Consider the following 12,712-nt stretch of genomic DNA (forward strand, 5'->3'; position numbering starts at 1 on the left):
CTTCAGATCGCGATCAGTCTTGACGAAAGCAGTCAGCTTTTCTAAAACCTAGTTTAGAACCGTTCAAAACTTCTGTACGGGCATTCCGCCCTGTGCTTCGTCTCATAAGGCAAGCGGCGCGGAAAATTCAAGGAAAATGCACCGCCGGCGGTTGCCGGTCTGCGGTCTGTTGTTCTAGCGAAGGAAATCATGTCGGGTTCGCGCATCTATATGGACTGGAATGCCACAGCGCCGCTTTCGAGCGAAGCGCGCGCGGCATGCCTGTTCGCGCTCGACCTCGTCGGCAACCCGTCTTCCGTCCACGGCGAGGGCCGGGCGGTGCGCACGCTGATCGAGAATGCCCGTCGCGATGTGGCAGACCTCTGCGGCGCCAAGGCGGCAAGCGTGATCTTTACCAGCGGCGCGACCGAGGCGGCGAACCTGGTGCTGACGCCCGATTTCCGCATGGGCCGCACGCCCTTGAAGATCGCCCATCTCTACGCCTCGGCGATCGAACATCCGGCAGTGCGCGAAGGCGGTCGTTTCCCGCGCGAAGCGGTGAGCGAGATCCCGGTGACGTCAACCGGTGTGGTCGACCTTCCAGTGCTTCGCGACCTTCTGGCCGGCCATGACCGTGCGCTCGGGCTGCCGATGGTCGCCGTCATGCTCGTCAACAACGAAACCGGGATCATCCAGCCGATCGCCGAGATCGCCGACATCGTCCGCGCCCATGGCGGTATCCTCGTCGTCGATGCCGTACAGGCAGCCGGCCGCATTCCGCTCGCGATCGAAGAGCTTGGGGCCGACTTCCTCATTCTGTCGTCGCACAAGATCGGCGGGCCCAAGGGCGCCGGCGCCCTTGTCGCGCGCGGCGAAGTGATGATGCCGGTGCCGCTGATCCGTGGTGGCGGCCAGGAAAAAGGACATCGCTCCGGAACCGAAAACCCGATCGCGATTGCCGGCTTTGCCGCAGCCGCGCGTAAGGTCGGCAAGGACGTGACCGGGCGCATGGCACCCATCACCGCAGCACGCGACAGGCTCGAAGGCGCGATGCTTTCGGCAGCCGCAGGCGTGGTCATCCACGGCCGCGACGTTTCGCGCGTTGGCAACACCACCTTCTTCACGCTTCCTGGCCTGAAGGCCGAAACCGGACAGATCGCTTTCGACCTCGAAGGGGTGGCGCTGTCGGCCGGATCGGCGTGTTCCTCCGGCAAGGTCGGGCAGAGCCACGTCCTCGTCGCGATGGGCTACGATCCGCGCCAGGGAGCGCTTAGAATATCGATTGGCGAAACGACGACGCCGGCCGAAATCGAGCGTTGCGCCGCGGCCTTTGCGAAGATAGCAGCAAGGCGACGCGCGTCGGGCCAAGCGGCCTGATACAAACGACGAGACGAAATTGCGGAAAAGCAATTTTCCGCTTGGCAAACAGGGTGAAAAGCGCCTTTTAGCCACTACATAAGCGGTGCGCCAAGTTCACACCGCGCTGACAAGCTGCCGGACCTTGGATCCGGCAAGATTGGAGAACGACATGCCTGCCGTGCAGGAGACCATTGATCAGGTCCGTCAGATCGACGTGGACCAGTACAAGTATGGCTTCGAGACCAACATCGAAGTCGAAAAGGCCCCGAAGGGCCTTTCCGAAGACATCATCCGTTTCATCTCGGAAAAGAAGAGCGAGCCGGAATGGATGCTCGAGTGGCGCCTTGAGGCCTATCGCCGCTGGCTGACGCTCGAAGAGCCGACCTGGGCGCGCGTCAACTATCCGAAGATCGATTTCAACGACATCTACTACTACGCCGCTCCCAAGGGCGTGACGGGTCCGAAGTCGCTCGAAGAGGTCGACCCAGAGATCCTCAAGGTCTACGAAAAGCTCGGCATTCCGCTGAAGGAACAGGAGATCCTCGCGGGCGTGCAGAAATCGAAGATCGCCGTCGACGCCGTGTTCGACAGCGTCTCGGTCGTCACCACCTTCAAGGAAGAGCTGAAGAAGGCCGGCGTGATCTTCATGTCGATCTCCGAGGCGATCCGCGAGCATCCGGATCTCGTGAAGAAGTATCTCGGCTCCGTCGTTCCGACGACCGACAACTACTATGCGACGCTGAACTCAGCTGTCTTTACCGATGGCTCCTTCGTCTTTGTACCGAAGGGCGTTCGCTGCCCGATGGAACTGTCGACCTACTTCCGCATCAACGAGAAGAACACCGGCCAGTTCGAACGCACGCTGATCATCTGCGAAGATGGTGCGTACGTGTCCTATCTCGAAGGCTGCACCGCGCCGCAGCGTGACGAGAACCAGCTTCACGCCGCCGTGGTCGAGCTCGTTGCGCTCGATGACGCCGAGATCAAGTATTCGACGGTTCAGAACTGGTACCCGGGCGACAAGGAAGGCAAGGGCGGCATCTACAACTTCGTCACCAAGCGTGGCGATTGCCGTGGCAAGAACTCCAAGATCTCCTGGACGCAGGTCGAAACCGGTTCGGCGATCACCTGGAAGTACCCATCCTGCATCCTGCGCGGCGATGGTTCACGCGGCGAGTTCTATTCGATCGCGGTGTCCAACGGTCATCAGCAGATCGACAGTGGCACCAAGATGATCCATCTCGGCAAGAACACGTCGAGCCGCATCGTCTCCAAGGGCATCGCTGCCGGCGTTTCGGAAAACACCTATCGCGGCCAGGTTTCGGCCCACCGCAAGGCCGAGAACGCCCGCAACTTCACCCAGTGCGATTCGCTGCTCATCGGCGACAAGTGCGGCGCGCACACCGTGCCCTACATCGAGGCGAAGAACTCGACGGCGCAGTTCGAGCACGAGGCCACCACGTCGAAGATTTCCGAGGACCAGCTGTTCTACTGCCTGCAGCGCGGCATCCCGACCGAAGCGGCGATCGCGCTGATCGTCAACGGCTTCGTCAAGGAAGTCATCCAGGAACTGCCGATGGAATTCGCCGTCGAAGCGCAGAAGCTGATCGGCATCTCGCTGGAAGGCTCGGTCGGCTAAAGGGAGGCGGACCATTTGGTCGAGCAGAAGGCGCTGTCGGCGGGGATGAAATTGATGGTTCTGTCCATCTTCGTTTCCGTCATCGGCCTTGCCACCGGAGTTGTCGGGCTGATTGCAGATTGGCCCAGCGCAAAGGGAATTGGCATCTGTTCCGGCCTGCTTCTGGTCGTCGTTTTCTGGCTTAGCGCCAACGTCAAAGATGAGACATTGAACCGCTTCCTTTTTGGAAGACGAGATTGAGAGACACGAAATGCTTGAAATCAAGAACCTGCACGCCCGCATCGCCGAAGACGGCACCGAAATCATCCGCGGCCTGAACCTGACCGTGAAGGCCGGCGAAGTCGCCGCCATCATGGGCCCGAACGGCTCCGGCAAGTCGACGCTGTCCTACATCCTGTCGGGCCGCGAAGACTACGAAGTCACCGAAGGCGACATCCTCTACAACGGCGAGAGCATTCTCGAGCTCGACGCCGCCGAGCGCGCCGCCAAGGGCATCTTCCTTGCCTTCCAGTACCCGGTCGAAATCCCCGGCGTTGCCACCATGCAGTTCCTGAAGGTGGCGATGAACGAACAGCGCAAGTATCGCGGCGAAGACGAACTGACGACGCCGGAATTCATGCGCCGCGTCAAGGAAGCGGCAGCCGAGCTCAAGATCGCTCCGGAAATGCTGCGCCGTCCGCTCAACGTCGGCTTCTCCGGTGGTGAGAAGAAGCGCGCCGAAATCCTGCAGATGTCGCTGCTCGAGCCGAAGCTTTGCGTGCTCGACGAAACCGACTCCGGTCTCGACATCGACGCGCTGAAGATCGTCGCCGATGGTGTCAACGCCCTGCGCTCGCCGGACCGTGCCGTTGTCGTCATCACCCACTACCAGCGCCTGCTCGACTACATCGTGCCGGACACGGTTCACGTCCTCTACAAGGGCCAGGTGATCAAGTCGGGCGACAAGACGCTCGCACACGAACTCGAAGCCAACGGCTACGCTGACATCATCGAAGCTGCAGCCTAGGGCCTGTTGAAGGAGTGTTCGAATGAATATGCAACAGGCAATCAAGATGACCGCTGCCGAGACGGCGCTCGTCGATTCCTACACCAACCAGATCGGCGACCTGCCGGGCGACGGCTCGGTGCTCTCGGTTCGTGACACGCTGGTGCATGAGCTGCGCACCGCTGGCCTGCCGACCCGCCGGGTCGAATCCTGGCACTATACGGACCTGCGCACGCTGCTGCGCACCGTTCCGGCCGCCGACGCGACCGCATTCGCCGATCGCGTCGATGCGCTGGTCCCGGGTTCGACGGTGTTTTCCGTGCGCAATGGCCAGGTGGACCTCAAGGGCAACCTGCCCGAGGGCGTGACCGTGCGCTCCTACGTCGACAGCCTGCTCGATGGTTCGGCTGCTGCCGGCCTTGCGGTGCTCGGCTTTGACGACGCGATCGGTCGCATCAATGGCGGTCTTGTTCGCGGTGGCCTGGAAATCGACGTGGCCGCCGAGACCTCGCTCGAAAATCCGCTGGAAATCCAGCTGGTGCAGAGCCTAGGCCAGGCGCATACGCGCTTCCCGGTCTCCTTCGGCGCCGGCGCCAAGGCAACCGTGATCGAGCGGCATCTGTCGACCAAGGACGCTGAAAGCTTCGTGTCGTCGGTCAGCGACGTGACGCTCGCCGAAGGCGCCGACATCGTCTGGATCATCCTGCAGCAGCAGGGCGCTGCCGATACCCATCTCGGCCAGATCCGCTTCGACATCGGCAAGGACGCCAAGCTGCATCTGTTCGTGATCAACGCCGGCGGCAAGCTGGTGCGCCAGGAGATCCACGGCAAGACGAGCGGCGAGGGTGCCGACTTCAAGCTGCGTGGGATCAACCTGCTCGGCGGCGAGACCCATACGGACGTGACCTTCACGCTCGGCCACAACGTGCCGCACACGACGTCGACGGAGATCATCCGCAACGTCGTGTTCGACCGCGCCAAGGGTGTATTCCAGGGCAAGATCCTGGTCGCCAAGGACGCGCAGAAGACCGACGCGAAGATGGCGTGCAATACGCTGCTGCTTTCCGACGACGCCGACCTGTCGGCCAAGCCGGAACTGGAAATCTTCGCTGACGACGTTCAGTGCGGTCACGGCGCAACCGTTGCCGACATCGACCACACGCAGCTCTTCTATCTGATGGCGCGCGGCGTTCCGGAGAACAAGGCAAGGGCGATGCTCGTCAATGCCTTCGTCGCCGAGATCGTCGAAGAGCTGGAAGATCACGAGGCGCTGGTCGAGGCTCTGGAAGACGTGATCTCGAGCTGGCTCGAAAAGCACGCCTAACGGCTTCCGCATAGCTCCGCCCGAGGAGCTATACGGCAGTTCAGCATGTAACGGCGACTTGGCGCGTCCTGGAGGATGCGCAAGCGCTGCGGCGCAATTGGATTGAAAGACATGGAACACGCTGTACCGGTGCCCGCCTACGACGTCGAAGCGATCCGCCGGGATTTCCCGATCCTGTCGCGTACCGTCTACGGCAAGCCGCTTGTCTATCTCGACAACGGCGCATCGGCGCAGAAGCCGCAGGTCGTGATCGACGCGATCTCCCATGCCTATTCCAACGAATATGCCAACGTCCATCGCGGCCTGCATTTCCTGTCGAATGCCGCGACGGAAGCCTATGAGGCGGCGCGCGAGAAGGTGCGCCGCTTCCTTAATGCGCCCTCTGTCGACAACGTCATCTTCACCAAGTCGTCGACCGAGGCGATCAACACGGTCGCCTATGGTTACGGCATGCCGAAGCTCGGCGAGGGCGACGAGATCGTGCTCTCCATCATGGAGCACCACTCCAACATCGTTCCCTGGCACTTCATCCGCGAACGCCAGGGTGCAAAGCTCGTCTGGATCCCAGTCGACGACGATGGCGCGCTGCATGTCGAAGACTTCGTTAAGTGCCTGACAGACAAGACCAAGCTGATCGCCATCACCCACATGTCGAATGCGCTGGGCACGGTGGTCCCGGTCAAGGAGATCTGCCGTATCGCCCGTGAGCGCGGCATCCCGGTGCTGGTCGATGGCAGCCAGGGCGCCGTTCACATGCCGGTCGACGTGCAGGATATCGATTGCGACTGGTACGTTATGACCGGCCACAAGCTCTACGGCCCGTCCGGGATCGGTGTTCTCTACGGCAAGACCGATCGCCTGAAGGAGATGCGCCCGTTCCTTGGCGGCGGCGAGATGATCGAGGTGGTGACCGAGGACACCGTCACCTACAACGACCCGCCGCATCGCTTCGAGGCGGGCACGCCGCCGATCGTGCAGGCGATCGGCCTTGGCTACGCGCTCGACTATATGGAAAAGCTTGGCCGGGCAGCGATCCAGGCCCATGAGGCGGACCTGACGGCCTATGCGCGCGAGCGCCTGTCGGCGGTCAATTCGCTGAGAGTCTTCGGCAACACGCCTGACAAGGGCAGCATCTTTGCCTTCGAGCTTGCCGGCATCCATTCGCACGATGTGTCGATGGTGATCGACCGCGCTGGCGTCGCCGTTCGCGCCGGCACCCATTGTGCGCAGCCGCTCTTGAAACGCTTCGGTGTGACCTCCACATGCCGTGCGTCCTTCGGCCTTTACAACACGCGGGCCGAGGTGGATGCGCTGGCCGAGGCGCTGGAGCATGCACGCAAGTTCTTCGCTTGAGAAATTCGTAAAAGGTTCAAAGACTTTTCATAGAAATTTGAACCAAAAGAGAAAGTCCAGGAGGCCGACATGAGCCTTGATGCTACGGAAGAAAAGGTCGACGTCCGCGAGGGCATCGTACATTCGGCGATCCCGGCCGAGGAACTGGCGCGCCTCAGCGACGACATCGTCGCGGCGCTGAAGACCGTCTACGACCCGGAAATCCCGGCCGATATTTTCGAGCTCGGTCTCATCTACAAGATCGATATCGAAGACGACCGCATGGTCAAGATCGACATGACGCTGACCGCACCCGGTTGCCCGGTCGCCGGCGAGATGCCGGGCTGGGTCGAAAACGCCGTCGGCGCCGTCGAGGGTGTATCGGGCGTCGAGGTCGCGATGACCTTCGATCCGCCGTGGACGCCAGACCGCATGTCGGAAGAGGCGCAGGTCGCCGTCGGCTGGTACTGACGCGCCCGTATTGATCCGTTAAGGCACGGATACTACATTTGATTCTGTAAGGCGCCGGGCCTTTACCCCGGTGACGACAAGGAGAATGAGCCCATGGGCTTTGCCGTGATGAGCCTGACCGATGCGGCCGCTGGCCGTGTTCGTGCGATCGTCGAGAATTCCGGCCCCGATGCCAAGGGCATTCGCGTCGGCATCAAGAAGGGCGGTTGCGCCGGCATGGAATATGCCATTGATCTCGTGACCGAAGCCAACCCCAAGGACGACCTGATCGAACATCAAGGCGCCAAAGTGTGGGTGGCGCCCGAGGCCGTCCTCTATCTCCTCGGCACGCAGATGGATTTCGAAGTCACGACACTGCGCTCCGGCTTCACCTTCCACAACCCGAACCAGACATCGGCCTGCGGCTGCGGCGAATCGGTCGAGCTGAAGCCTGCGGACCTCGCAGCACTCGCCGCCGAGGGCAACGCCGTGGTGCGCGCTAACTAAGTTCTCCCATTCCTGCAGCCGAATGACGCGGCCCGGTTTTCGCCGGGCCTTTTTTCTGCTGAAATGCATAATCATGGAATAGGGGAGCGGGCATGGCGGCGTTCAACGAGGATCTCGTCTTCAAGGCGCTCTACGAGACGTTTCCCGACCCCGTGATCATCATCGACGCCGACCGCATCATCCGCTCGGCCAACAATGCCGCACTTCATCAATTCGGCCATCCGGCGGAGGAGTTCATCGGCCGGTCGGTGCGGCTGATCTATGCGAGCGACGCCGAATATGACAAGCGGCTGAAGAACCGCGCCGCCCGGGTGGACGAGACTGCCCCGCGCGCGTCGAACTACCTTTATGTCAGGCGCGACGGCTCGACGTTTTCCGGGCACTTGAGAACGACGCCGCTGATCGACGATCAGGGTGAAGAACTGGCGCTGATCGGCATCATCAGAGACATCTCGGATCTCACGGAAGCCGTCAGCGCGCGCGACAAGGCATCCCAGATGCTGAACGCGGCACTCGAAGCCATGCCCGAGGGCTTTGCCATCTTCGACCGACAGGAACGGCTCGTCGTTTATAACCGGGCCTATCAGGCGATCTGCGGGCCCGCCGGTCCGGCTCTAAAGCCCGGGATCACCGCCGAGGAGATCCTGCTTCTCGCCAGGCAGGGCGGCCACTACCCGGATGCGATACCGGGAACACGCGAAGGCGACGAGTGGATCGCCTCGCGTCTGCGCGACTTTCGTTATCCCGATGGACGGCCGAAGATCTTTCGTTATGCCGACGATCGCTGGCTGCGGGTGGAGAACATCCGCACCAAGGACGGCAACACGGTCGTCGCCCGCGTCGATGTTACCGACCTCAAGCGCGCCGAACTCGCGCTTGAGCGCCAGCGACAGGAACTTGAACACAAGAACGAGGCGCTCGACCAGTTCACCGCCACAGTGTCGCACGACCTCAAGGCCCCGCTCAGGCACATCTCGATGTTCTCCGAAATGATCGAGGACGATCTGAAGACCGGCAATCAGGGCGAACTCGCCGAAAATGCGCGTCATCTGCGCGACAGCGTCAAGCGCATGAACCGGGTGGTCGACAGCCTGCTCGACTATGCCCAGATCGCCCATCGCATCACCGCGTGGACAGACGTCCGGCTTGATGACGTGGTCTCGGAAACACTGACGATGCTTGCCGGTGACGCGCGCAAGGCAGGCGCCACGTTCGAGGTCGGCCCTCTGCCGGAGCTTGAGGGCGATCCGGAGCTTCTGCGCCGCCTGGTGCAAAATCTCCTCGGCAATGCGATCAAATATCGCCACGCCGACCGGCCACCGCTGATCAAGATCCACGGCGGCGTCACCGACCACATGGTTGAGCTTGCCGTCGAGGACAACGGGATCGGCATCGATCCGCGTTTTGCCACGCGCATCTTCGAGGTGTTCCAGCGCCTGCACAAGGATGAGACGGTCTATGGAGGCACCGGCATCGGCCTGGCGCTCGCCAAACGCATTGCCGAAAGCCACGACGGTTCGATCTGCCTTGACACCACCTTCCGTGAAGGCGCACGTTTCATCGTGCTTCTTCCGAGGTGGCTGAGGAAGACGAAGTAGGGCGGAACCGGTGGTCTCGACGCCAAAGCGATTGCTCTTGGTGGAAGACGACGCGCACGACGCGCGTTTCGTGTCGCGAGCCTTTGCTCATGTCGACCAGGCGATCGAAATCGTTCTGGCCACCGATGCCGACGAGGCGGTCGAACAGCTTCGACGCGGCCATGTCGACTACATCCTGATGGATATCAAGCTGCCTGGCAGCGACGGCATCGAGCTTCTGCGGCGCCTGCGAAAGGTGCGCGCCACGGCGCTCGTCCCGATCATCGTGCTGACGTCGTCGATCAATCCGTCCGATGTGGTTCAATGTTATGAGGCCGGCGCCAACGCCTATGCGGCCAAGCCTTCGTCGGTCGACGACTATCGCCGTTTTGCCGAGGCCTTCACCCGTTTCTGGGTCGAGAGCACGATCCTGCCGCCCAACATGAGCACGCGTCGATAGCCGCGTCCGGAATTCAGGCCCGGGGCATCCGCGGCTCAAGCAGTGTTTCAAGATCTGACAGTGTCGGGAATTTGCCAGCAGGGAAACCTGTGGCCCAGCCAATGGCCGGCAGCGCGATCCGCGCGGCGGCAAGCTGGCGGGGCAAAAGGGAGCCCCGCCGGATTACAATTTTACTCAGCAGCTTCCGCGTAGCTTTCCAGCGGCGGGCAGGTGCAGATGAGGTTGCGGTCGCCAAAGACGTTGTCGACGCGGTTGACCGGCGACCAGTACTTGTCGACCCGGAAGGCGCCCGGCGGGTAGCAGGCCTGTTCGCGCGAATAGGGACGATCCCAATCGCCGACCAGGTCTTCGACCGTGTGCGGAGCGTTCTTCAACGGGTTGTTGGTCTTGTCCATCCGGCCTTCTTCGATGGCACGGGCTTCCTCGCGGATCGCCAGCATCGCCTCGCAGAAGCGATCGATCTCGGCCTTGGTCTCCGATTCGGTCGGCTCGATCATCAGCGTGCCGGCAACCGGCCAGCTCATGGTCGGCGCGTGGAAGCCGCAGTCGATCAGGCGCTTGGCCACATCGTCGACGGTGACGCCGGCGCTTTCGACCAGCGGACGGGTGTCGATGATGCACTCATGCGCCACGCGGCCCTTGGACGACTTGTAGAGCACCTCGTAGGCGCCCTTCAGCCTTGCCGCGATGTAGTTGGCGTTGAGGATCGCCACCTTCGTCGCCTGCGTCAGGCCTTCGCCGCCCATCATCAGGCAGTAGCTCCACGAGATCGGCAGGATCGAAGCCGAACCGAAGGGTGCTGCCGAGACCGCACCATCCTCGCCGTCCGTTTCCGGGTGGCCGGGAAGGTAGGGTGCCAGATGCGCCTTGACGCCGATCGGACCCATGCCGGGACCGCCGCCGCCGTGCGGAATGCAGAAGGTCTTGTGCAGGTTCAGGTGGCTGACGTCGGAGCCGATGTCGCCGGGGCGGGCAAGGCCGACCATGGCGTTCATGTTGGCGCCGTCCATGTAGACCTGGCCGCCGTGCTTGTGCACGATCTCGCAGACCTCGCGGACGTTCTCCTCGAACACGCCGTGGGTCGACGGATAGGTGATCATGCAGCAGGAGAGGTTTTCCGCGTACTGCTCGGCTTTCGCACGGAAATCGTCCATGTCGATGTCGCCGTTTTCGCTCACCTTGATGACCACAACCTTCATGCCGGCCATCTGCGCGGAGGCCGGATTGGTGCCGTGCGCCGAGGTCGGGATCAGGCAGACGTCGCGGTGGGCATCGCCCCTTGCCAGGTGATAGGCACGGATCGTCAGGAGACCCGCGTACTCCCCTTGCGCACCCGAGTTCGGCTGCATGGAGATCGCGTCATAGCCGGTAACGGCGCAGAGCTTCTCCGACAGATCCTCGATCATGTGCTGGTAGCCAGCCGCCTGGTTCTTCGGAACGAACGGATGGATCTCCGAGAATTCCGGCCAGGTGATCGGCAGCATTTCCGCCGTCGCGTTCAGCTTCATCGTGCAGGAGCCGAGCGGGATCATCGCCCGGTCGAGCGCGAGGTCGCGGTCCGACAGACGACGGATGTAGCGCGTCATCTCGCTTTCGGCGCGGTTCATGTGGAAGATCGGGTGCGTCAGGTATTCGCTGGTGCGCAGCAGGCTTTCCGGCAGGCGGTAGCCCGGCTCGAACTCTTCCACCTTGAAGTCGCCACCGAAGGCGCGCCAGACGGCTTCCAGCGTGACCGGGCGCGAACGCTCGTCGAGGCTGATGCCGATCCTGGTTTCGCCGATCTTGCGCAGGTTCACTTCCTCGGCGACCGCGGTCTTGAGGATGATGCCCTGCAGCTTGCCGACTTCAACGGTGATGGTGTCGAAGAACACGCCGGGCTCGACGGTGTAGCCGAGCTTCTCGAGGCCCATGGCGAGGCGCACGGTCTTCTGGTGAACGCTCTGGGCGATCGCCTTGATGCCCTTCGGTCCGTGGAAGACCGCGTACATCGAGGCCATGACGGCGAGCAGAACCTGCGCGGTGCAGATGTTCGACGTCGCCTTTTCGCGGCGGATGTGCTGTTCGCGGGTCTGCAGCGACAGGCGATAGGCGCGGTTGCCGCGCGCATCGACCGAAACGCCGACGAGACGGCCGGGCATGGAGCGCTTGTGGGCGTCCTTGACGGCCATATAGGCAGCATGCGGGCCACCGTAGCCGACCGGAACGCCGAAGCGCTGGGTGCAGCCAATGGCGATGTCTGCACCCATTTCGCCCGGCGACTTCAGGAGCGCCAGCGCCAGCGGATCGGCAGCGACCGTTGCGATCGCACCGGTCTGGTGCAGGCGCGCGATCAGGCCGGTGAAATCGTTCACATGGCCGTAGGTGCCCGGATACTGGAAGATCGCGCCGAAGACATCGACCGGATCGAGATCGGTGAAGGGGTTGCCGATGACGATCTGCCAGCCGAGCGGCTCGGCGCGGGTCTTCAGCAGCGCGATCGTCTGCGGGTGGCAGCTCTCGTCGACGAAGAAGGACTTGGCCTTCGACTTCGAGACGCGCTCGGCCATCGCCATGGCTTCAGCGGCGGCCGTTGCCTCATCGAGCAGCGAAGCGTTGGCAACGTCGAGGCCGGTCAGGTCGCAGACCATAGTCTGGTAGTTGAGCAGCGCTTCGAGGCGGCCCTGGCTGATCTCGGGCTGGTAGGGCGTGTAAGCCGTATACCAGGCCGGGTTTTCCAGGATGTTGCGCTGGATCACCGGCGGCGTGATTGTGCCGTAATAGCCCTGGCCGATCAGCGACACGAGCTTCTGGTTGCGGTTGGCCGTTTCGCGCATCTTGTCGAGCGCTTCGCGCTCGGTCATCGGCGCGCCCCAGGCAAGCGGCGTCTTCTGGCGGATCGATGGCGGAACGGTATCGTCGATGAGCGCGTCGAGCGTCGGATACCCGACGACCTTCAGCATCTCGTCCATTTCCGCCGGCGACGGGCCGATATGACGCCGGTTGGCGAAGTCATACGGCTTGTAGTCGGTAAAGGTGAAATCCTTGGGCATGCTCATCAGGCGACGAGCTCCTTGTAGGCCGCTTCGTCGAGAAGGGCGTCGGCTGCGTTCGGATCGGCGAG

At 62.4% G+C, this 12,712-nt stretch carries 11 protein-coding genes; 10 read left to right on the forward strand and 1 reads right to left on the reverse strand.

Annotated elements, in window-relative coordinates:
* Positions 1–189: 189 nt before the first annotated feature.
* The 10 genes from VGO12_RS12730 (at position 190) to VGO12_RS12775 (ending at position 9,612) form a co-directional block, all read left to right on the forward strand.
* On the forward strand, positions 190–1,356 hold the full coding sequence (locus VGO12_RS12730; protein WP_327513118.1) for a cysteine desulfurase family protein: 1,167 nt from the start codon (positions 190–192) through the stop codon (positions 1,354–1,356).
* Positions 1,357–1,507: 151 nt separating this feature from the next.
* Positions 1,508–2,977 carry a Fe-S cluster assembly protein SufB gene (gene sufB / locus VGO12_RS12735; RefSeq protein ID WP_327513119.1) on the forward strand — a complete coding sequence of 490 codons (1,470 nt, stop codon included), beginning with the start codon at positions 1,508–1,510 and terminating at the stop codon, positions 2,975–2,977.
* 15 nt (positions 2,978–2,992) lie between these two features.
* The gene (locus VGO12_RS12740; RefSeq protein WP_327513120.1) at positions 2,993–3,217 is read left to right on the forward strand and encodes a hypothetical protein; all 225 of its coding nucleotides are present in this window, start codon (positions 2,993–2,995) and stop codon (positions 3,215–3,217) included.
* Between the two features lie 10 nt (positions 3,218–3,227).
* Positions 3,228–3,983, forward strand: a complete 756-nt coding sequence (gene sufC / locus VGO12_RS12745; protein WP_327513121.1) for a Fe-S cluster assembly ATPase SufC — start codon at positions 3,228–3,230, stop codon at positions 3,981–3,983.
* Between the two features lie 22 nt (positions 3,984–4,005).
* The gene (gene sufD / locus VGO12_RS12750; RefSeq protein WP_327513122.1) at positions 4,006–5,286 is read left to right on the forward strand and encodes a Fe-S cluster assembly protein SufD; all 1,281 of its coding nucleotides are present in this window, start codon (positions 4,006–4,008) and stop codon (positions 5,284–5,286) included.
* 111 nt (positions 5,287–5,397) lie between these two features.
* Complete coding sequence (locus VGO12_RS12755) at positions 5,398–6,639, forward strand: cysteine desulfurase (protein ID WP_327513123.1); 1,242 nt, start codon at positions 5,398–5,400, stop codon at positions 6,637–6,639.
* 69 nt (positions 6,640–6,708) lie between these two features.
* Positions 6,709–7,089: an SUF system Fe-S cluster assembly protein gene (locus VGO12_RS12760; protein ID WP_327495292.1), complete on the forward strand. Its 381-nt coding sequence runs from the start codon at positions 6,709–6,711 to the stop codon at positions 7,087–7,089.
* A gap of 93 nt (positions 7,090–7,182) precedes the next feature.
* Complete coding sequence (sufA, locus tag VGO12_RS12765) at positions 7,183–7,575, forward strand: Fe-S cluster assembly scaffold SufA (RefSeq protein WP_327513124.1); 393 nt, start codon at positions 7,183–7,185, stop codon at positions 7,573–7,575.
* Between the two features lie 92 nt (positions 7,576–7,667).
* A complete protein-coding gene (locus VGO12_RS12770; RefSeq protein WP_327513125.1) occupies positions 7,668–9,173 on the forward strand; it encodes a PAS domain S-box protein in 1,506 nt (501 codons plus the stop codon).
* Positions 9,174–9,183: 10 nt separating this feature from the next.
* Positions 9,184–9,612: a response regulator gene (locus tag VGO12_RS12775; RefSeq protein ID WP_327513126.1), complete on the forward strand. Its 429-nt coding sequence runs from the start codon at positions 9,184–9,186 to the stop codon at positions 9,610–9,612.
* Between the two features lie 170 nt (positions 9,613–9,782).
* Here the strand turns inward: VGO12_RS12775 and gcvP are convergent, their stop codons facing one another.
* Positions 9,783–12,647 (reverse strand): aminomethyl-transferring glycine dehydrogenase, encoded by a 2,865-nt coding sequence (gcvP, locus tag VGO12_RS12780; RefSeq protein WP_327513127.1) that lies wholly within the window; start codon positions 12,645–12,647, stop codon positions 9,783–9,785.
* Positions 12,648–12,712 lie beyond the last annotated feature (65 nt).

Origin of the sequence: Ensifer sp. (assembly GCF_035999135.1) — a bacterium.
Classification (GTDB): domain Bacteria; phylum Pseudomonadota; class Alphaproteobacteria; order Rhizobiales; family Rhizobiaceae; genus Ensifer.